The organism is Mucilaginibacter defluvii (assembly GCF_039543225.1).
Taxonomy (GTDB): Bacteria; Bacteroidota; Bacteroidia; order Sphingobacteriales; family Sphingobacteriaceae; genus Mucilaginibacter; species Mucilaginibacter defluvii.
In genome coordinates this window covers 1385303-1405868 of sequence record NZ_BAABJI010000002.1, presented here as the reverse complement: position 1 = coordinate 1405868, position 20566 = coordinate 1385303, and the positions used below count along the sequence as shown (strand labels likewise).

Below are 20566 nucleotides of genomic sequence, written 5' to 3'. Positions count from 1 at the left end.
CTTTTCCATTTTGCCGTTTTGCGGGAATACTTTGCCGAATCTGGTATTGCTGCTTTTTAGTACCTGCCTTGCGTGAATTCCTCGTATAACTTTAGATGGATCGGTGGAAGGATATCAAGGCGTCCGCCTACAGGGGTCTTCCGTTCGGTCTCTTTAAGCAGTTGTTGTGCGGCAGTTGGCCTCAGCGGATCAACGAATGTGGTCTGATAGATCCTGCGTGCGTCGGCGTCGTTAGACCCCTCCGGAACAACAGGCGCATATGGCCAGTAATAGATCGGCGTCATCGGTTCAAATCGCCAGCTTTCGGCAAGTGTGCCCGCATCTACGGTATCATAACCGATCTTATTGGTGAACTGCTCGACCGCAGCTTTCGCCGCCTCATCATCACCAGCAATAGGAATTGTCGTACGGCCGGGGTCATTTTTGGGCCTTGCATGCAGGGCGATATGTGGATATGGAATATTGTTGAACGCTTTCACGACCTCCGATCCGATCAGGTGTTGCTGTACCAGTTCACTCGAAGTGAACTTATTATTATCCAGTTCCTCGATATTGTAACCGATGGGATAATAATTCATGGTGTCGATCACGATCTTTCCTGATAGTTTGTCGGCAGGTAATGATCTGTAGTTCGGTAAAGGTATCGTGGCAACAATAATATCCGCTGCTCCGATTGCCTCGCTGATGCTACCGGCTTTTGCCAGCGGACCCAATTCTGCGACAAGTGATTTCAAACTTTCCGGCCCACGCGTGTTACTGAGTACGACGTAAATACCCGCCCTTACCGATAAACGGGCAAGCGTCGTACCGATCTGTCCTGTGCCGATAATGCCTACCGTTCTGATCTGATGATCGTTCTTTGATGTTTTTATTTCCTCTGACATAAGATATGAATTTATAGGATGATAAGAATGAGTAAGCCGGAGAACCTGCGGTTTCCGGCGTTACTGTTTGTTATTGGGGTATCCGGGATATTCCTTTGTACTTACCCGCCAACGGTTTATTTCAAGTGGTACTGGATAAAGCCACCGTCGATCGCGATATCTGCACCGTTGATATAACCGGCAGCTTCGCTGGCCAGGAATACCACAGCGCCTGCGATCTCGTCAGCGGTACCAACACGTTGCAGCGCAGTGGTCGAAGCCAGGTAGGCCTGAGCTTCCGGCGGTGCAACCGAATCAAGACCCGGAGTAGCGATCGGGCCTGGGCTAACGATATTTACACGGATCTTTCTTGGCGCAAGTTCGTTCAATGCTACATCAGCGATCTTATTGATGGCCGCTTTGGTCGCTGAATAAACAGCGGTCGCAATAGCTGAACCTGTTGCCACACCTGAAGAGGTGAACGTGATCGATGCCCCGTCAGCCAAATGCGGGATCAGCTTTTGCAGCGTGAAGAAATGGCCTTTAACGTTGGTATTGAACTGTATGTCAAAGTCCGCTTCGGTAACGTGCTCGATCGGTGCGAAAGCGGCAACACCTGCGTTCAGGAATAATACGTCGATCTTTACGCCGCTATCGGCGATCGCTTTTTCCAAAGCAGCGATTCCGTCGAATTTCGAAGTATCGGAGACAACAGTTTTCAAGTTTGCGCTGCCGATCTCGTCAGCAGCTTTTTTCAGGTTATCTGCATTTCTGCCGGTGATCCAAACATTAGCGCCCTGACCGATAAATTGTTTTGCGGTGGCTAAGCCAATTCCCTGACTACCACCGGTTATTACTACATTTTTGTTTGATGAACTCATTTTCTTGATTATTTAATTAACGATGCAAACATAGGTCAACTCAATTTATTTTCGTTACTTTGTAACCTAAAGTAACGGTATATTTGAGGTAACCAAGTAACTTATGACAGAAGAAATTTGCCACAAACGCGACATCCTTGCTATCCATGATGCGATGGATGTACTCAACGGAAAATGGAAGATCTCCATCATTTCCTCTATGTGTTATTACAATGATCGCCGGTTCTCCGAGATCTTAAATGACCTGCACGGGATCTCCAATAAACAGTTGAGCAAAGAGCTCAAAGACCTGGAGGAGAACAAACTGGTTAAAAGAACAGTCCTGGACACAACGCCTGTATCGGTAAAATATAACCTGACCGAATATGGCTGGTCCCTACAAAACCTGATCTATGATCTTTCCGATTGGGGTAAAACACACCGTCAGGTCGTATTACGCGAGTCTAAGGAAACTCCGCAACAAAACGCAGTAACTGCCTGACAGCAGTATATGGAACAACATGGCGATGGCTGACCCCATGCTGTTCCGTACTTTGGCTAAAAGCGCTTACTGATCAATTCCATAAACACCGCGATCTGTATCTGCGGCAAACGAATGTGGCTTATACCAGGTTCTCGCGGAATATCGGGCCCGGTTGTGCCTGGATTACAGACACGCCGAGGCGGATAAGCGTTTCATCCCCGTTATACTCGTGGTTGGCAACACGGTGCATCAGTACACCCAGTTGCTCAATGGCACGTGCTGATTTCAGTTCGCCAGTATTCAACGGTGTGAAACCGGCATCGACGATCAGTCCGCGTGCTGCTTTTCCGGCTTCCGCATCGTCGCTTGCGTAAAATATGTTGGGTTTTACCGGGTTATCTTTCCATGCTGCCGGTTCCAGTGTTGGTGCCGGTAGGATGTTAAATGCTTTCACCACTTTCGCGGTCGGGATGCGTGACTGCAAGGTTTCAGCGGTCGAACTGTTCTTCATGAATTCCAGGTCGTGATAATGAACGAACTCTTCAGTAACGCCCAGCGGGTTCATGGTCTCGATCACTATCTTGCCGTTGAGGGCATCACCGGCAGCTTCCAGTACAGCTTCCAGGCGCGGCCAGTAAACTGAAAATAGCAGGACATCGCCAAACTCGGCAGCTTCCCGTATCGTGCCATAACGGGCTTTTTCTCCCAATTCTTTTAAAAGTGGTTCCAGGTTCCAGTAATCGCCATCCTGTGCAATGACCAATTCATGTCCGGCTGCTACCCACGCCCTGGCGAGTCTTGAGCCGATGTTTCCGGTATTCAAAATTCCGATCTTCATCTTATTTTTCTTTTGGTTTATTGTGTTCTTACACATGTTCTTTTCTAATGTCAAAGGTCAGCATACCCGCCGTTTCGGATTTTGCCGTTTTGAGGGAATACATTGCCGACTTTTCGAGTTTTGTAAAAACAATGTCATCAGGAAGTTCGCTCATCGGTAGGCGGCTCATGCGCCGCAGTGATCTCCGCTTCCTGCTCGATAGCCTCGACCGTCTGATGGCTTTGCCCCAGGAACAGGAATACCGTCAGGGCGGTTACCAGGGTGATGCCGCTTAACAACCAAAGCGCAGCCGTAAATCCGTTATTGTAACCCAGCAAGAGCGTTGTTTGATCTACCTGCGGGACCAGTGCTGACGCGCCTTTTAAATTTCCCGTAATCAAAAGCTGGGCTACTGCATTGGCCTTGCTATTGACCGCCGTTCTCAGGTTGGTATTGATCAGTGCGGAAAGACACGCTGTTACGATAGCCAGGGCAACGCCTTCGCCAGCTACACGCGAGGTACTGAAGATGCCGGTCGCCATGCCGGCGCGTTCTTTCGGGACCACGCTAACGGCGAGGCCGTCCATCAATCCCCAGGGCAGGCTGATGCCCACACCGACCGTTAACAAGGGGCCGATCAGCGCGACCGGGTCGGTGCCCGCAGGGTGCTGGCTGAGCCAGTAAAGACCGGCAGCAGAGATCGCCAGCCCGGCACCGCAAATGGTCGCCGGGGCGAACCATCTGGTGAGCAGGCCTGCCACGATGGGCAGGATGAGAAAAGGTGCGGACAGGGCGACCATCAACTGGCCGGCGGCAAGTTCATCCATTCCTTCGATACCCACAAAACGAACAGGCAGCAGTACTAAAAGCGCCACGAAAGCGAACGACGGCGCGATCGCCAGTAACTGCGCGCCCACAAAACGCGGGAAAAGGAACAGGGACAGGTCCAGCATCGGGCGTTTGGAAGCCCTTTCTATCAGTACAAAAATGCCGAAGAGTAAGCCTGATCCACCTAAAAGTCCGGCCACCAGCGGATGCGACCATCCGCTTTCCGGTCCTTGTATGATACCGAAGGTAAAAGCTGACAGTGCGAGCGTAAAACTGATCGCACCTTTCCAGTCCAGCCCGGCGGCCTCCGGGTCACGGGATTCCCGCATGAAAATAGCTGCAAATAATAAGGCGAGTACAGCAAGTACCAGCACGAACACAAAAATGGCCGGCCAGCCGAAGTGCGCGATCAGCCATCCGGCGGCGATCGGTCCGAACGCAAGCCCGATGCCGATACTGGTGCCCACGATACTGAAAGCCCTTAACCTTGCTGATCCGTCAAATTCCTGCGCCAGAGAAGCAAAGCCACCTGCGAAGGCAGCAGCTGCACCCAAACCTTGTAAAGCACGTAGTATATCGAACCACAGGATGTTGGCCGAAAATGCAAGACAGATCGAGAAAAAACCAAAGATGGCCAGTCCCCAAAGCAACAGACGTTTACGGCCATAGTTATCTGCTAAAGCGCCCGCAGCCATTAGTGTACTGCCGAAGGTTAGCAGAAAGGAGTTGATCGCCCAGTTCAGTTGTATCGGTGTGCCGCCGAGCGAACGGCTGATCGCCGGTAAGCCGACAGCGATCCCGGTGAAACAAAATGGGGTGGCGACCGCTACGCAGCAGACCGCTATCAGCAATAGATCCCGCGCGGGTTTGGCGATACGGCATCGTTGGCGTTATTATTTTCGGTTGGACTGATCATATTGACATCATTTATTTGAAACGATGTCAAATTTCCGGATGTGGCAACAACAGCATTTTGCCGTATTGAGGTATTACTTTGCCGTAACTCGACGGTAACAAAATAAAAAACCTTCAGGATGGATCATCCCGAAGGTTTAACGCTACACCCGCAGCGTATTTGAAATTGAAAATAGGCCCTTAATTAAAAGACTTTCTGAACTCCAGCGGAGACATATCGGTCTTTGCTTTGAACAATTTCGTAAAGGAAGAAGGGTGACCGAAGCCGAGTTCATAAGCCACTTCACTGACAGACATATTCGTTCCCGACAGCTTTTCCTTTGCTTTCTCAATGATCTTCTGATGGATCACTCCCAACGCGCTCTGACCAGTCACCGAGCGCACCATATCACTGAGATAACTCGGCGAAACATTCAGTTTCTCGGCAAGGAAGTGAACGGTTGGAATGCCTTCGCTCAGTGTTTTATCACCATTCAGGTATCCGTCCAGAATATCATCCATTTTTTGCAGGAGATCATTGTTGACGACCTTGCGCGTAATGAACTGACGTTTATAGAACCTGTTCGCGTAGTTCAGCAACAATTCGATCTGCGCGATGACTACATCCTGGCTGACATCATCGATCCGGCTGTTCAGTTCATCTTCGATGTTCTGAAAAATGGTGATGATCGTATTCCTTTCTTTATCGGAAAGGTGCAGCGCCTCATTCGTATTGTAGGAGAAAAAGCCGTACTGTTTAATGGTTTTCGCGATTGGATAGTTCCACAGAAAATCGGGATGAATCAGCAGCGTATACATCGACCAGTCATCCGCCACATCGTAAACACAAGGGCTGATCACCTGGGTTGGCGCGACGAAGGTCATTCCGCCTTCCGAATAGTCATAATGGCCTTGTCCGTATTTGGACTTACCACTCATGCCAATATTTAAAGTGATACGGTAGAAGCCCGAGACAACGGTACCCGGAAAATTGTTTTTTGGGATCTGGTGTTTCGGCCAGTCGATCAGACTGATCAGCGGATGCGCCGGAACAGGCAGGCCATGGTCCCGGTGGATCTCCGAAAGCGTTCTGGTGTTTACCGTAGCGGTTCTTTCCTTTTTCATGATTTATAAATTTAAAGCATTAACCTTGAATGTTTTAATTGCAGGTTAATATTTACATTTCCTAAACTTATCTGCCGTGGATGTTCGGTCCCTCGATCAGCGCCGGTGGTTTTACTTCTTTCGGCAGATCATAACCTTCGCTGAAAAGGTAGTTGGCCAGATCAAGTGAGTTGTCAGCGGTATCCCAATGCGTCACCAAACCGTTCTCGATACGCAGCAGGAAAGTTTCTACTGAAGTACCGCCCTGACCGCTTGGCTTGATACCGTAAAATTCTTCACCATCATGTTTCCAGTGCAGGTTGACCGTTACTAGGCCTCTGTCACCGGCCACATAATGATCGATCAGGTCGACTGTCGGACGGAAAGCAGCGTGAAATGCTCCGGCAAATGATTTAAGCGTTTCTATTCCTGCTAAGCCGCGACCGGCCGGGCTGTTTAGTTTCACATCCGGGTGTATCACACCATCCCATTGCGCCAGATCATTGTTTGCGAATGCTTTATAGATTTTTAGCGTCAGTTCGTTGTTGTTATTCTCTTTAGCCATGATATCTAAGATTTGTTTATTATCCAAAGGTCTGTATCATAGCACATTTTCATTTTGCCATATTGCGGTATTGCATTGCCAAATTCTGTGATGCCGAGTTGCATTTGCCAGAAAATCGCATAATGCATATTTCTCCTTCTTCTTCCGTGATTTCAAGTTTTGAATTTACATCAATCCTTTTATAATACTCTTCAAGCAAAAAGTTGCACTTCCGCTAATGCAGTTATATTACGGTTTTTATCCAAAAGGCGTAAAAATGCCTGACGCTCCATAATGCCGTTTGTTATAGGTATCAAAAACGCAAACACACCCTACGGTAAAATGAAGGCAACAACAATTTTTCTTATCACATTCCTGGTTATGGGACTTTTCGCAGCCTAGATCAACCCGCATTTTTTGTTTAATTCGTTAAGCTTTATTTACGGTAAGGTGATCAAAACGGACAGGGAGACCGCCGATTCGGTCCTGATGCTGGCTAATATCATGCGCTATGCCCTGGGCAGCAGTGAAAGCCTTGATGGTAAAGTGAATATCATGGATGAACTTGAGCACCTGAAGAATGTGGTGGAAATCAATCAGCGCCGTCACGACCATCATTTGAACATCAGGTACGAAGAGCAGATAGATGACCAGTCAATAAGCATTCTTCCGTTGGTGCTGATCACGCTGGTAGAGAACGCATTCAAGCACGGCTATCTGCATGATCCTGAACATCCCTTACAGATCAGGGTAAACACCGCTGTCAACGGACTCACTTTTGAGATCGGGAACAAGAAAGGCAAAGGGATCAAGGAACTGTCTAACGGCGTCGGCCTGCAAAACATCAGACAACAGCTGAAGCTGACTTACGGTGAAGGCTGTAGCTTTGTGATAGCAGACACCGGCTTAACTTTTAGTGTAACTTTACATATAAAATTCGAGTATGATCGATTGCGTTATTATAGACGATGAGCAGCACGCAATAGATCTGCTTCTTCAACATATCAGCCAGGTGCATTTTCTGCTCGTGGTGGGTACGGCGACAAATCCTGTCAAAGGATTGGCCATGATCACGGATCTGAAACCCGGCCTTGTTTTTTTGGACGTGCAGATGCCTCAGCTTACCGGGATCGAAATGCTTAAGCTTATCAGTAAGGACAGCCATATCATTATGACCACTGCATACAAGGAATATGCTATCGAGGGTTTTGAACACCAGGTTGTCGATTACTTGCTGAAACCCGTTCAGTTCCTTCGATTTTTGAAGGCCGTGAACAGGCTCTGGACAATCCACAGCAGTCTTCGACCGGCAACAGATCAGGATCATTATGTGTTTGTCAAAACCGAACAAAAGGGAAAACTACTTAAGATCGACGCACGCAGGATTACTTATATTGAAGGTCTGAGTAATTACGCGATCATCCATATGGACGATCAAAAAAAGATCATTACTTATCTAAAGCTGAAAGAGCTTTCAGAAAGTCTTTCGGCAAGAGGGTTCGTAAGAGTGCATAAATCCTATATCATTTCGCTCAGCCACCTGACAGCAGTTGAGGGCAACATGGTCAGAATTTTGAACGAAGAGCAACCCATTACGATCGGTGATGCTTACAAAAAGGCTTTCTTTGACTTTATTAATACCAAAATGCTATCGCTGCCGCCGCCGGATAACAGTTTCAATTAATTTAGTGGAGATATTGAACTATCACGTTTAAGAATGCCCTGCGGCTCGCTTAATCTGCACTGCGATCATTACAAAACATCTTTGATACGGGAACCTACGGTGGAACAGCATCCAGTGACTACGCTATGCCCGGCCGTGACCGAAGCATCGATCAATTGCCCGATGACATACCACTATAAAATTTATTAAAATTAAAAAGACGATTAACTATATGAACACATTAATAAGATACGGGAAAACTAACCTAAAAACAATATTGGCGATTACTTTGATGGCCATAAGTACACTTGATGCATCTGCGCAAAAAGATGTCGTTGTCAACGCTTTTAAGAAGTATGGTCTGGATCAGTCAATGTTGGACCCGATGAATTTAAGGTTACCTACAGATCGTACTTTTGAACTTAAAGAGTCGACCACTACCGCTGGTAAAACGAAGGTGCTTATCGCTAATTTCAACCCTGCTGCATCGGGCCGCGAGCAATGGAAAGTTGTTTCTGTTGACGGTAAAACACCCTCCTTGTATGAAAGCAATACTTTCCGCAATGCCAGGAAAAAACCGACCGTTGACAAAGCAGTAGAAACGAGTTTCAAGATCGAAAGCGAAACCGCGGACAATTTGGTGATCAGCTACAAATTGGATGCAGCTTCAATCCCGAAAGATGCAGGATTTTTAAAAGATTGCAGGGCGTCTTTGACGATCGACTTAAAGACCAAAGAACTCCAGCAACAACAGATCATCAATGAAAAGCCGGTCAAGATCGGTGCGCTGACCGCAGATAGATTTCAGATCACAACGAACTATTCATTTGATAAGATAAGCAAGCGATATCTACCACTGAAAGATGCCCTTAACATGGAAGCGAAATTTTTGGGTAGAGCGGTTACTACACAGGTAGAAACCGTTTATTCCAATTATTCCAATGCTCGTTAGAAAAAATACTTCTTCGTACGAATAATATTTGCGCCAGTACTGACCCGATGCCGCCATATGGACATCGGGTTAGCTGGCTTATATCGGAAGGGCTCAGTTTGCTTTAAGCCCAGCGATCCGACCATTGGTAAATTCCGAAGGTTGTTACTACAAAATATCAAGATCCCGGGCTACGAAGTAGCTTGGCACTAAAGGACGGAAACCTGTTCTATTGCGCAGTTTGGAAATATCCTGCACGCCCTGGAACGGATCGTCAAGCGGGCCCTCATCAATACCAAAAGTTCCTTCCATCTGGCCGATAGAATGAGCCAGCTCATATAACGTTATCGGGGCATCGTCGGCCACGTTAAATATCTCTCCGTCCAGGCCTTCGGTGTTCAGCAGTAGGATCAGCGCCTGTGCAACATCGAGATGATGTACCATGTGCATGCGTGAGCCTGAATGCATCTTGAGCTTGCCAATGTAAGGAATGATCTCTGCGATGTGCGGGTCGTTGTCACCGTAAACGAAGCCAAGCCGCAGCACACGAACGTCAAAACTCTGGTTTTGGTGCATACTGATCAACTCCCTTTCTGCGGCTATCTTGCTGGAAGCGTAAGCACGCGGGTCATTGATGTCTACTTGTTCATCTTCTCTTGCTGGCCGACGATAACCTGAACCATACACATTGGAGGTGCTGGTAAATACAAAACGTTTGACACCCGCTTCCTGCGCGGCCTGCGCCAACGCGATACTACCTTCACGATTGGTCTTTATAATACCTTCGTTATCTGTAAAGGTACGGAACAGTGCGGCGAGGTGGATCACCGCATCCATCCCCGCTACCGCAGGTGGCAAGGTCGATGGTTCATACAGATCACCGGTAATGGCTTTTGCACCAAGTCCGATCAATTCTGTTGCTTTCGATCTGTCCCTTACCAGTATAGATACGTCATAGCCTTTGGCTAAAAGGCGCGGCACCAAACGACTGCCTACTTTCCCTGTTGCTCCCGTTACTAAAATTTTCATTTTGAATGATTTATTGTTACAAGGCAAAGTTGCATGCAAAAAAGCCTGGTTGACCAATCAGTATCAATCCAATAATTATGAATTTCAAACCTTACGGAAACTGTTCGGCGTGCTGCCGGTGAGCCGCTTGAAATAATTGTTAAAGTAGGCTGGATAATCAAAACCAAGCGCGTAGGCGATCTCTGCCACACTCCAATCGCTATGCTGTAATAGCGCTTTAGCTTCGGCAATGATTCTCGCCGCTATATGTGCGGTGGTAGACCTGCCGGTCGTTTCTCTGACCGACCTGTTAAGGTAATTGACGTGTACCGTAAGATTGCTGGCGTAATCTTTCGGGCTGCGTAACCTTAATGGCTCGTTGCTCCGTTCTATAGGGAACTGTCTTTCGAGCAGGTCGGTGAATAAATGCGCAATCCGGCTTGCGCCATTCCTGAACGTTAGGGTTGCCTGTGCAGGCTGGATACGCAACGCCTCGTGAATGATTAGCGAGATGCTGCTTCTGATCAGATCGCCTTTGTAAAGGTAGTCGCTTTCGTAAACAGCCAGCATTTTATTAAACAGACCGTTCATAAAGCTTGCTTGTTCCACGTTCAGGGGCACAACCGGATCACCGCCTGTTCTGAAAAGCGGTGAATCGTGTAGCTCTCGGCTATTAAGGAAGGTTTCGGTAAAGATGCAGGCATAACCACTCGTGCGGTTGATACGCCGGACAAGAGCATGCGGTACACGTGGATTAACAAAAAAAAGAACCGTCCCTTTGATGTCGAGTAGCCGGCCACCAAAATCGATGGTCATGTCCCCATCGATCAAACCCATTTTGTAGAAGTCACGCCGTCCGGCTCTGACCGGTACCTCTGTTGAGGCAGGAATGGCATGAACCTTAAAACCTTTTAGTCTCAGGTCGGCAAGATCCAGTCCTGGAATTTCCGCGTTTTCGGGTTTTGACATTTACCAAAGTTACTAAAATCAATCTTTTCCCACTCGCATTTTGAGTACATCAGAAAGCGTGATAAATGTCACGCTCAAATTGCGTCAAACTACTTCGTTTCAGATGTGCCGTTGCTTGCAATTTTGTGTCACGCACTTCATGAGAAGGTGCACATTATTTAACAATAATCATTGAATAGATGAAAACGAGCACAGGCAACAATGCACCTTTATTCTATCAGGATGCAAGCTCCATGGCCGAGCTGATCCGCAAGAAAGAGATATCGCCGGTGGAGGTAGTGAAAGCACACCTTGATCGGATCGCAGCCATCGATCCTGAAATCAATGCCATCGTCGCCATCGCAGATACTGCGATGGATGAAGCAAAAAAGGCCGAAGCAGCGGTATTGCGCGGCGATGAATTAGGCCCCCTGCATGGTGTGCCTTTTACCGTTAAAGACTCCATCGACACGGCTGAGACTTTAACCCAAAGGGGTTCACCGATCTTCAAAGGCCGTATTCCGCAACAAGACGCCACCAGCGTGTCACGTATGAAAAAAGCAGGTGGTATTTTATTGGCAAAGACGAACTTACCAGAGTTTTCTTATTGGATAGAAAGTGATAACCTGCTGTCGGGCAGATCAAATAATCCCTGGGATCTTTCACGTACACCGGGCGGCTCCAGTGGTGGTGAGTCTGCTGCTATAGCGGCAGGGATGTCGCCTTTAGGATTGGGCACAGACTTGGCGATCTCGGTTCGCGGCCCGGCCGCACAAACGGGTATCGTTTCGCTCAAAGCAACCCATGGCCGTATCCCGATGACCGGCATTTGGCCAAGAGCGCCCCGCCGTTTCTGGCATGTGGGTCCTATGGCGAGAAGTATTCGGGACCTCGCATTGGCCTTTTCACAATTAGCAAGACCGGATGGTTTCGATGCCTATTCTTCCAGTACCGCAAACTTTAACAGCGGCATTGCTCAGTATCCATATCGGCCATTGCGCATTGGCTGGATGGTTGGGCCTGGTTTCGGGCCTGTTGATGCAGAAGTTGCAGCTACGGTTAAAGCGGCGGCCAAAGATTTACAGGATCTTGGGCTTACGGTCGAGGCTGTCGGAATACCTGCTTTGGAAAAAGACTTTGCGCTTGACGTTTTCAATCGCTTGCATGTGATGGAAATGAAACCAGCGTTCCGCCAGGCTACTGCCGGCCGTAGTGATAGCGAAATTTACAAGATGGCTAAAACAATGCTTTCATTACCGGATACCTCCATGGATGACTATATCGATGCTGAACAAGCGGCAGAACGCATCCGGGATGGGTATGCTGCATACTTCCAGCATTACGATGCTCTAATAACGCACGTATTGCCAATACCGGCCCACAAACATGGTGAATCTGAATTTGTGATTGACGGCCAAACGGTTGATGCAACCTATTTACAAGGCGCAACCGTGCCGTTGAACGTGACTGGTTTGCCGGGTATCTCGATGCGGTTCGGAACGAGTAAAGAGGGCTTACCCATCAATGTACAGATCGTGGGAAACTGGTTAGCAGAACCTACCATCCTGCATATTGCCTCATTGTTGGAAAGCGTCAGTACGGTGCGTGATCTGCATCCGAATTTCTAAATTTTTTAATTGCATAACATTGTGCGTTATAAGATCCCATAGACCCTTCGGATCAAACCGAAGGGTTTTTATTTCGCTTTACGAAATCTTTCCGAACCCGGCTGAGCGTTTCCCTGGAGATACCCAGATAAGACGCTACCATGTGTAAAGGGACTTTATTGAAAACTTTTGGATATGTTTTTTGATACTCCAGGTATCGTTCTTCAGCGGGGCTGCTGATCAGCGAAAAGATGCGTCGTTGACTCATTTCGAACGCTTTTGCATTCAAACGGTCAAAAAATAGTTTAAACGCCGGGATATCGTTCATTAGCTTCTCCCAGTCATCTTTATTCCAGATGATCAGCGTGCTGGCTGATAATGCTTCAATATTATAATCGGAGGGTGTGCCGTTGTTATAACTTTCAGGGTCAGTCATCCACCAGTGCTCAACACCAAAACGGACAGTATGGTCGGTGCCATTCTTATCGTAACGATAGAGCCTGCAACAGCCGTCAGCAATAAAGCACATGGATCTCCAAACTTCGCCATCGTGCAAAACTGATTGCCATTTGCGGATCTTTTTTATTTGTGCAGCCTGTTCGATCCGGGCCATTTCCTCGTTGGAGACCTCAGCAAACCCGCGCAGATATTTTTCGAAGACCTCGAACATACGCTCAAAAATAAACAATAGCTTGAGTCCCGGAAATGATTAATGAACTTAGATATACTTATCGAAGCGAACAATTCAGGCAATGAAACTGATCGGCATGCGCCTGACCGGCTTTGGATCAATACAACGTAAGTACTGCATAACAAGTAGTTAAGATTAGACTTTTTCTGTAGGTGGCTGTATTGGTGCACTATGTCTGATGAGTAATAAAGGCTGCCGTATTTATTAAATAATTAGAGTAGCGCTTCCTGAACAGCAAGCTTTTGCTCAGTTACGGTCCTATACATGTGTCCCCAGTCAGCCATAGCGTTGATCACATCATGCATCGTTTTTCCTAAATCAGTTGTATGGTATTCCACCCTTGGCGGCACTTCAGGGTAAACTACCCTCGCAATAATGCCATCTTGTTCCAATTCACGCAGTTGCGCGACCAGCATACGTTCAGATATCCCTTCGATTGACTTCTTTAGTTCGTTATAACGCATTGTTCCGTGCATTAAACGACATAAAATAGCTGGCTTCCAGCGACCGCCAATGATGCGCAGTGTATTAGCCATCCCACAACTGTCGGTTATCCGTCTTTCATTTATGGAGTTTGTTGAAGTTTCTTTTCTCATACTTACTTTTTTGTTAGTACCTAACAATTTATGCTTTACTTACAAATATAAAAGGTTGCTTGTACGTTTGTCCATTATTTTATAAAAACAAACATCATCATGAAAAAATTAGCGAACAAAGTAGCATTAGTTACCGGGGGAAGCCGCGGTATAGGAGCTGCCATAGTACAACGATTAGCATCTGAAGGAGCCAGTGTGGCATTCACTTACACCAGCGATAGTTCTGCTGAAAAAGCCAGTGCAATAGTTGCCGACATCCAGGCGTCAGGTGGTCGCGCTTTGGCTATAAAAGCCGACAGCCGCCAACCGGAGGCGGTAACCGGAGCTGTAAAAGCAACCGTAAACGAATTCGGCGGATTGGATATCCTGGTCAGCAACGCCGGCATATTTTTCGCCAAAGATGTCAGCGAACTGAGCGTAAGCGATTATGACGAAATGATGGATATCAATGTCAAAGCTGTCTATGTAGCGGCATTGGAAGCTATTAAGTATCTCAAGCAAGGTAGCCGCATCATCACTATTGGTAGTAATATGGGCGATACCGCCATCATGCCGCAGACCCTATTATATACCATGAGCAAATCTGCATTACAAGGCTTTACCCGGGCATTAGCACGCGACCTTGGACCTAAGGGGATTTCTGTAACCCTTGTTCAGCCTGGGCCGACAACTACCGATATGAATCCTGATAATACGGAGTTTTCAGACTTTTTGCGCTCTAGAATGGCAATGCCTGAATATGGAACTGCCGAAAATATTGGTGCATTAGTGGCCTTCCTGGCTGGTGAGGAGAGTAAATATATTACCGGATCATTCATTACCGCAGACAGTGGTTTTAACGCCTGACGAAATCGGTCGTCTGCGATCATTTTTTTAAAATGAAGGCAGCCTTGCTCAAGGGCCGCCTTTTTTTCAATCATACACTTATATGGAAACAGATACTGTTGACCCTCGCCGGTGGATGGCGCTGGCGGTATTGTTGACCGGCACATTATTACCGCCGCTTGATTTTTTTATCGTTAATGTAGCGCTGCCAACTATTCGGACAGACCTCCATGCATCCACCGGGGATTCCCAGTTGGTGGTATCGGTCTACGCTGCTGCGTATGCCGTCACATTAATACTGGGTGGCCGGTTAGGGGATATATATGGAAGAAAGCGGGTGTTCATTTTCGGCATGCTCGGTTTCGGCGTTACATCTGCTTTATGCGGCTTTGCACCATCGCCGGCCATATTAGTAGCCGGCAGGTTGTTACAAGGCGTGGCGGCAGCCATCATGGGTCCGCAATCGCTGGCATCCATACATGCCCTTTTTCCTCCAAAAGAAAAGAACCGGGCATTGAGCTTTTATGGCGCAACTTTTGGACTGGCATCCGTGGCCGGACAGTTGTTGGGAGGTGTGCTGGTATCGGCTGACCTATTCGGCCTGGGCTGGCGAAGTGTGTTTCTCATCAACTTGCCGGTAGTTGTTCTTGCCATACCGGCCGCCTTAATCTTCCTAAAAGAAAATCGTGCTGAAAAGTCCGATGTACTGGACGTTCCGGGTGCCATATTACTCGCTGCCGGACTGCTGGCATTCGTGCTTCCGCTTATAGGGGGTCGTGAAAATCACTGGCCATGGTGGTGCTTGATCTTGCTGATCATAAGTGTCCCTTTGCTATTGGCATTTTGGTATTATGAAAAAAAGAAGGAATCCAGAGATGCCTCGCCGTTGGTGTACCCATCTTTATTCATGAAGAGCGGATTAAGACGGAATCTGGCTGCAGCCTTCTTTTTTTATGCCCTGGCTTCTTTTTTCTTGATCTTTGCAGTGTATGAGCAGGATGCTCTGGGGCACGACACGCTGGCGACAGGTTTGGCCATTTTACCGCTGGGAATCGGTTTTTTTCTTGGTCCATGGTGCAGTCCCGCAATAGTTAGCCGGCTTGGTTCCCGAACGGCAGCATTCGGAATGATCCTTGAGATTACCGGACTCATTTTCACTGTTGGACTTTCCCTAAATGGAATTACGTCATATCTTTTTCTGCCGCTTTTTATTATAGGGCTTGGACAAGGAATTGCCATCCCGGCGCTAGTGCGCTTGAACGTTGACCAGGTTGATCCACGCTTCTCAGGTTTGGCGGCAGGTCTGGTAAGTGCCACTTTTCAAATAAGCGCTGCCGTCTTCGTTGCGTTGATCGGTGGGCTCTTTTTTACGCTCGCACAGGACGGCGCAAACGCGTCGGAAATTCAATTTAGTTTTGGCATAGCCATTTCAGTCATCGGATTTTCTTTAGCAGCGGCAGCGATGCTATGTTGGAAACGTTAGTGCAGAAAAACATAGGGTCAGAATCCATATTTCAAATTAAAATCACCGTTGGTAAGCTTGTCTACTCAGGAAACCGCCATGTTTTTTTGGCGGTTTCCTAATCGCGGGACTTGGTATTGCAGTAGACCGATAATTACCCGGTCACCTTCAAAGAATCGATGAGATCATTCTTTAGGCCTAAATGAAATTTTAGTACGATCGGGCTTCCGGGAAATGTACCTGAAACCTCGGCGGTTAATACACCGTTCGAGCCCGACTCATCGTATTGAAGCGGTTTCATGACAGATTTATATCTATCATTAGCATCTTCGATCCATGCCCGTATCTCTTCTTTACCAGTATGGACCTTGCCTTCGTCATGAACGATGGCGGTCTCGGTAAAACACTCTTTGTACGCTTCGCTGTCGTAAGTGTTCTGTGTTTCTACAAATTGCGCTACTAATTGCGGTAATTCCATGATCTTTATTTGATTAAATATTTATTTGAATTTTTAAATGGTTGGTACTGTCCCCCCGTCAATAACGAAATTTGTTCCTGTTAAGTAATTGGCCCTCGGTGATACCAGGAAGCCAACCAGCTCGGCTACTTCCTCCGGCTCGGCGGGCCTGCCGTAAGGTATGCCACCCAATGCATCCATCACACCTTGCTGCGCTTCTTCTACCGTGCTATTTGCATTTCTTGCAATTTCGCCCAAAAAGGCTACCGATGCTGCGGTATTGATCCATCCCGGCGAAACCGTCAGCACGCGGACTCCTTTTGGTGTAACTTCTTTTGATAAACTTTTACTATAATTGATCAGTGCTGCTTTTGAAGCTGCATACGGCAAGGTAGAATCGTAAAGCGGCAATATACCCTGAATGGAAGCGATATGAATTATAACACCGCTTTTCTGCTCGATCATTTGCGGTAAAAATCCCCTGTCAAGCCTGACAGGAGCCAGTAAATTAGCTTGCAGGGTTGATAACCAATCCTCATCATTCAATGCAGCAAAACCACCGGCAGGTGTGGATGAAGCACCAAGGTTATTAATCAGGATATCCAGCCTGCCATATTTTGACAGCACTTCGCTGATCACTTTTTGCGTATCTTCTGCCTTGCTCAGATCCGAAGGGATAAAATGCAGGCTGCTGTTCTCTTGTTCCGGAGTGTTCCTCGCAGTTATAATGACCGTTGCACCAGCCTGTAATAGTCTATCTGCAATAGCCTTTCCGGCGCCTTTAGTACCACCTGTTACCAAGGCGATCTTTCCGGATAATTCATTACTGTAATTGATTTCTTGTGTCATGATTTTAATTGTTATTGTTTGATTGTGCAAATCTCAACAGTACACGAGTATCAAACAATTACGGGGTTACGAATCAAATACGGATAAATTTGTCCGTATTGCACACCAATAAAGGCTGTTGTATATTTGTACTTATGTACGTTAAAAAGATCGCCCCGTCTCTTAATTGCGGCCTTGACCTGATAGGTGAGGTGCTGTATGGCAAATGGAAGATCCGCATCCTGTGGTTTATTCATCAAGGCCACTTACGGCCCAGTGAATTGCAGCGGAAGATACCCGACGCAACACGCCGGGTGCTTAATGTACAGTTGAAAGAGTTGGAAGATCATGAACTGGTGACCAGAACCATCTATCCGGTAATGCCTCCCAAAGTAGAATATGGTCTTACAGAATTCGGCAAAACGTTGATCCCCTTGATTGGATCCATCGGCCTTTGGGGCGACGAACATCAGGAGCGACTACGCAGGGTTATTTTAAAACAAAATGCACTATCAGTAAGCGAACCGGAAGTCGATGAGATATTAAGCTGACAGGTGCATTCTGATAAAAGACAGGGAGACTACTGTCACTGCCTTCTAATCAGTACCAACATCTTTCACCTTTGAGCAAATCCATAAATTTTCGGGAACTATTGTATCATTGACGTACCATGATGCTTATCAGGTATGCCTTAACCAGTCCAACACAATGACAAAAAATATATTTGATGCCAGCTTGAAAACCATTGGCCTTTTGCATGTAAACAACGAGAGTCTTGAACTGATCAATTCTGACGCTTATAAAGCTTATATCAAGGCAATGTACTTACCCAAGGGTTGTAAAATAAAAGTAGACTTTCATGTTTACCAAACGGATGGCCCCGCTTTGTTTTTCATAAGCCCGAACCAGGTGCTAAGTATTCAGAATATGTGCAGCGAGTCCGGGTATTTTATATTTTATAACCGGGACTTTTATTGTATCCAGATACACGATGAAGAAGTAGCTTGTGATGGCCTGTTATTCAATAACATCAACAATATGCCAATGACTGCAGTTCCTGATCAGGAGGCCATGTTCATTAAGTATTTATTTACCCAGTTGGAGAGTGAGTTTTTGCTGAAGGAATCCTCCCATGAAGAAATGCTTCGCACGTATCTGAAACAGTTGCTCATTAAGTCAACGCGGTTATGGAAACAACAGCATCTTGGCGGAGCACTTACCGACCAAAATAATGACCCGGATGCATTCCGACACTTTACTCAACTGGTAGAAGCCCATTACAAACAAAAACATACCGTAGCAGATTATGCTGATCTGATGCTCGTTGCACCTAAGACACTTACACACAAATTCAAAAGGATGAATCTTCCTCCGCCAAATGAAGTGATCAAAAATCGCATCATTTTGGAAGCTAAGCGACTTTTAGTCCATACGGCTATGACGGCTAAGGAGATCGCCTATGAACTGGGATACGATGACCCGGCTTATTTCAGCCGGCTGTTTTTTATTAAGACCGGTGACTCACCATCTGCATTTAAAGCTAAATATCTTGGGCAGCGCAATGCTGAGGAGACCAATACCGTTAAACTTAAAGAATTATAAAATAGTCGTTTGTATGCTTACTTTACAGTTGCTTACTGCAATGTATAATATAAATGACCATAGTCGATCCATATGAAAAATATCCGCATAGTCTTAACAGGCTGCATCTGTATCCTATATATTTTTAAAGCTTCGATAAGCCTTGGCCAGGATAAAAGCGAGGATAACAAAACAGACATTTTAGAGGCAGTTCAAAAAAAGTACGGCCTTAATTCGGGCAAGCCCTTAACTCAACGTGTTGAAAAAACGCCTGATGATGTGATCAAAATGTTTCGGGAAGCAGGAATGTCACCTACGGAGCATCAGCTGACCAAAGAAGAAGCAAGTATTGTCGCTTCAGCTTTTGCGGCGCTCCCGCCTTTGCATCAGCGAATACTAAAGCGACATTTGAAAAGTATCAGCTTTTTGGACAACATGCCCAATACCGCGCTGACATCACCCGTCGCTGATAAGGAGAATGTAAACCTGTACCATATCACTTTCCGGGCCGGCATTCTTCACCAAACCGTATCTGAGTGGGTAACTGAAAAGGAGCGCAAAAGCTTCGTCGCAGACCCGTCATTATCTATCTCTGTGCAGGCCGGTCTGTTGAGTGCTTTGACCTATGTATTGATACATGAGGGTACCCATGTAGTAGATGGTTCGGTCCATCTTATTTCGGCGGACACGATAGCCGGCAAGCCGCACATGACCGCTTTCGCCAGGGATTTTTCAAAAGGTGTTTGGCGTAACATTAATTCTCATAGCTGGCCATTTAGGGACTCTCTGGTGGTGAAAAGCATATTCCGGCCGGGCGGGCGTCGTTATCTGCCTGCTGAAGCCACGCAGGTTTACGGCGAACTCATCCGTACACCATTTGTATCTTTATACAGCACGGCCAGCTGGCACGAGGACCTGGCTGAACTTGTTACCCTGTATCACTTAACCAAAATTTTCAAACAACCCTTCCGTATCCAAATAGAAAAAGAAGGGAAAGTATTACAGGATTTTGAGCCCATGAGGTCCGGAACCGTTCAGAAACGGCTGAGGCTAATTCAACACTTTTACGATAAAGGTTAGATCACTGTCCCAAGCGGTGATTTTAACTCTTCAAGTACAGTAACGTCATTCGGTTTAGCAAGCAGCGATCCTGGTAAATGTGGTCTACTGCCTGTAGCAGGCACACAGGTACATGATATACAGCTTTAGCCATGATTTTTTGTTGAGGGATGTATTATTGCTCAAAGTGAAGCTTAGGTAACCCATTTTTATCTCTGAATACGGAACAGGTAACGCTGAACTCATCATCTTTTTTAGCTATCTTAAAAAGTTGATTTGGTGACCTGACAGTACCACGTATACATTATTTCGGGCCTCCGTTTCAAAGTCAAAACTCAGTACTTCAGTATATAAGCATGTCCGCGCCACTCCATATTGAACGGATAATACAGGCTGTACATGATCCCCTGTACATCGATATGCTCGTCTTCAACCTTACAGGTTTTTAATAGTCCATACTATACTTAATGCGTTGCAAAGTTGCAGCAAAGTTAAGTGTCCATCCGTGCCGAATCC

The 20566-nt window shown here is 46.7% G+C and carries 22 protein-coding genes and 1 pseudogene; 10 read left to right on the top strand and 13 right to left on the bottom strand.

Annotated elements, in window-relative coordinates:
* Nucleotides 1-56: 56 nt before the first annotated feature.
* A pseudogene (locus tag ABD960_RS12305) lies at nucleotides 57-914 on the bottom strand (NADPH-dependent F420 reductase); the annotation flags it as partial.
* Between the two features lie 86 nt (nucleotides 915-1000).
* The gene (locus tag ABD960_RS12300) at nucleotides 1001-1744 is read right to left on the bottom strand and encodes an SDR family oxidoreductase (protein ID WP_345331455.1); all 744 of its coding nucleotides are present in this window, start codon (nucleotides 1742-1744) and stop codon (nucleotides 1001-1003) included.
* A gap of 154 nt (nucleotides 1745-1898) precedes the next feature.
* Between ABD960_RS12300 and ABD960_RS12295 the strand changes: the two genes are divergently transcribed.
* On the top strand, nucleotides 1899-2225 hold the full coding sequence (locus ABD960_RS12295; RefSeq protein ID WP_345331454.1) for a winged helix-turn-helix transcriptional regulator: 327 nt from the start codon (nucleotides 1899-1901) through the stop codon (nucleotides 2223-2225).
* 121 nt (nucleotides 2226-2346) lie between these two features.
* Here ABD960_RS12295 and ABD960_RS12290 read toward each other — a convergent pair whose 3' ends face one another.
* The 5 genes from ABD960_RS12290 to ABD960_RS12270 all read right to left on the bottom strand — a co-directional run bounded on the left by ABD960_RS12290 (nucleotide 2347) and on the right by ABD960_RS12270 (nucleotide 6415).
* Nucleotides 2347-3045: an NADPH-dependent F420 reductase gene (locus ABD960_RS12290; protein ID WP_345331453.1), complete on the bottom strand. Its 699-nt coding sequence runs from the start codon at nucleotides 3043-3045 to the stop codon at nucleotides 2347-2349.
* A gap of 28 nt (nucleotides 3046-3073) precedes the next feature.
* The gene (locus ABD960_RS12285; protein WP_345331452.1) at nucleotides 3074-3199 is read right to left on the bottom strand and encodes a hypothetical protein; all 126 of its coding nucleotides are present in this window, start codon (nucleotides 3197-3199) and stop codon (nucleotides 3074-3076) included.
* Nucleotides 3183-4703: an MFS transporter gene (locus tag ABD960_RS12280; protein ID WP_345331451.1), complete on the bottom strand. Its 1521-nt coding sequence runs from the start codon at nucleotides 4701-4703 to the stop codon at nucleotides 3183-3185. The genes ABD960_RS12285 and ABD960_RS12280 overlap by 17 nt, the downstream gene beginning before the upstream one ends.
* A 244-nt stretch (nucleotides 4704-4947) precedes the next feature.
* Nucleotides 4948-5871 (bottom strand): helix-turn-helix domain-containing protein, encoded by a 924-nt coding sequence (locus ABD960_RS12275; RefSeq protein WP_345331450.1) that lies wholly within the window; start codon nucleotides 5869-5871, stop codon nucleotides 4948-4950.
* 67 nt (nucleotides 5872-5938) lie between these two features.
* Nucleotides 5939-6415, bottom strand: coding sequence for a nuclear transport factor 2 family protein (locus ABD960_RS12270; protein WP_345331449.1), 477 nt, complete (start codon nucleotides 6413-6415; stop codon nucleotides 5939-5941).
* 381 nt (nucleotides 6416-6796) lie between these two features.
* Here ABD960_RS12270 and ABD960_RS12265 point away from each other — a divergent pair, with 381 nt between their 5' ends.
* From ABD960_RS12265 to ABD960_RS12255, 3 genes are all read left to right on the top strand, one after another.
* Nucleotides 6797-7366, top strand: coding sequence for a sensor histidine kinase (locus ABD960_RS12265; protein ID WP_345332814.1), 570 nt, complete (start codon nucleotides 6797-6799; stop codon nucleotides 7364-7366).
* Nucleotides 7338-8078, top strand: coding sequence for a LytR/AlgR family response regulator transcription factor (locus ABD960_RS12260; protein WP_345331448.1), 741 nt, complete (start codon nucleotides 7338-7340; stop codon nucleotides 8076-8078). The genes ABD960_RS12265 and ABD960_RS12260 overlap by 29 nt, the downstream gene beginning before the upstream one ends.
* Nucleotides 8079-8289: 211 nt before the next feature.
* A complete protein-coding gene (locus tag ABD960_RS12255) occupies nucleotides 8290-9009 on the top strand; it encodes a hypothetical protein (RefSeq protein ID WP_345331447.1) in 720 nt (239 codons plus the stop codon).
* Nucleotides 9010-9156: 147 nt separating this feature from the next.
* On the opposite strand, the gene ABD960_RS12250 is transcribed toward ABD960_RS12255, so the two are convergent.
* Entirely contained in the window at nucleotides 9157-10017 is an 861-nt protein-coding gene (locus ABD960_RS12250; protein ID WP_345331446.1) for an NAD-dependent epimerase/dehydratase family protein, read from the bottom strand.
* Nucleotides 10018-10101: 84 nt separating this feature from the next.
* On the bottom strand, nucleotides 10102-10833 hold the full coding sequence (locus ABD960_RS12245) for a helix-turn-helix domain-containing protein (protein WP_345331445.1): 732 nt from the start codon (nucleotides 10831-10833) through the stop codon (nucleotides 10102-10104).
* A gap of 311 nt (nucleotides 10834-11144) precedes the next feature.
* On the opposite strand from ABD960_RS12245, the gene ABD960_RS12240 reads away from it, so the two are divergent.
* The gene (locus ABD960_RS12240; RefSeq protein ID WP_345331444.1) at nucleotides 11145-12572 is read left to right on the top strand and encodes an amidase; all 1428 of its coding nucleotides are present in this window, start codon (nucleotides 11145-11147) and stop codon (nucleotides 12570-12572) included.
* Nucleotides 12573-12624: 52 nt separating this feature from the next.
* Here ABD960_RS12240 and ABD960_RS12235 read toward each other — a convergent pair whose 3' ends face one another.
* Together ABD960_RS12235 and ABD960_RS12230 are read right to left on the bottom strand one after the other, a co-directional pair.
* A complete protein-coding gene (locus ABD960_RS12235; RefSeq protein WP_345331443.1) occupies nucleotides 12625-13221 on the bottom strand; it encodes a Crp/Fnr family transcriptional regulator in 597 nt (198 codons plus the stop codon).
* A gap of 233 nt (nucleotides 13222-13454) precedes the next feature.
* A complete protein-coding gene (locus ABD960_RS12230) occupies nucleotides 13455-13838 on the bottom strand; it encodes a winged helix-turn-helix transcriptional regulator (RefSeq protein ID WP_345331442.1) in 384 nt (127 codons plus the stop codon).
* Nucleotides 13839-13937: 99 nt separating this feature from the next.
* Between ABD960_RS12230 and ABD960_RS12225 the strand changes: the two genes are divergently transcribed.
* Nucleotides 13938-14684: an SDR family NAD(P)-dependent oxidoreductase gene (locus ABD960_RS12225; protein WP_345331441.1), complete on the top strand. Its 747-nt coding sequence runs from the start codon at nucleotides 13938-13940 to the stop codon at nucleotides 14682-14684.
* Nucleotides 14685-14766: 82 nt separating this feature from the next.
* Nucleotides 14767-16146 (top strand): MFS transporter, encoded by a 1380-nt coding sequence (locus ABD960_RS12220; RefSeq protein ID WP_345331440.1) that lies wholly within the window; start codon nucleotides 14767-14769, stop codon nucleotides 16144-16146.
* A 133-nt stretch (nucleotides 16147-16279) separates the two neighbouring features.
* On the opposite strand, the gene ABD960_RS12215 is transcribed toward ABD960_RS12220, so the two are convergent.
* Nucleotides 16280-16603, bottom strand: coding sequence for a nuclear transport factor 2 family protein (locus ABD960_RS12215; RefSeq protein ID WP_345331439.1), 324 nt, complete (start codon nucleotides 16601-16603; stop codon nucleotides 16280-16282).
* 33 nt (nucleotides 16604-16636) lie between these two features.
* The gene (locus ABD960_RS12210) at nucleotides 16637-17431 is read right to left on the bottom strand and encodes an SDR family oxidoreductase (RefSeq protein ID WP_345331438.1); all 795 of its coding nucleotides are present in this window, start codon (nucleotides 17429-17431) and stop codon (nucleotides 16637-16639) included.
* A 134-nt stretch (nucleotides 17432-17565) separates the two neighbouring features.
* Here ABD960_RS12210 and ABD960_RS12205 point away from each other — a divergent pair, with 134 nt between their 5' ends.
* The 3 genes from ABD960_RS12205 to ABD960_RS12195 all read left to right on the top strand — a co-directional run bounded on the left by ABD960_RS12205 (nucleotide 17566) and on the right by ABD960_RS12195 (nucleotide 20071).
* Nucleotides 17566-17961 (top strand): winged helix-turn-helix transcriptional regulator, encoded by a 396-nt coding sequence (locus ABD960_RS12205; protein ID WP_345331437.1) that lies wholly within the window; start codon nucleotides 17566-17568, stop codon nucleotides 17959-17961.
* A 157-nt stretch (nucleotides 17962-18118) separates the two neighbouring features.
* Nucleotides 18119-19012 (top strand): helix-turn-helix domain-containing protein, encoded by an 894-nt coding sequence (locus tag ABD960_RS12200; RefSeq protein ID WP_345331436.1) that lies wholly within the window; start codon nucleotides 18119-18121, stop codon nucleotides 19010-19012.
* 72 nt (nucleotides 19013-19084) lie between these two features.
* Nucleotides 19085-20071 (top strand): hypothetical protein, encoded by a 987-nt coding sequence (locus ABD960_RS12195; RefSeq protein WP_345331435.1) that lies wholly within the window; start codon nucleotides 19085-19087, stop codon nucleotides 20069-20071.
* Nucleotides 20072-20566 lie beyond the last annotated feature (495 nt).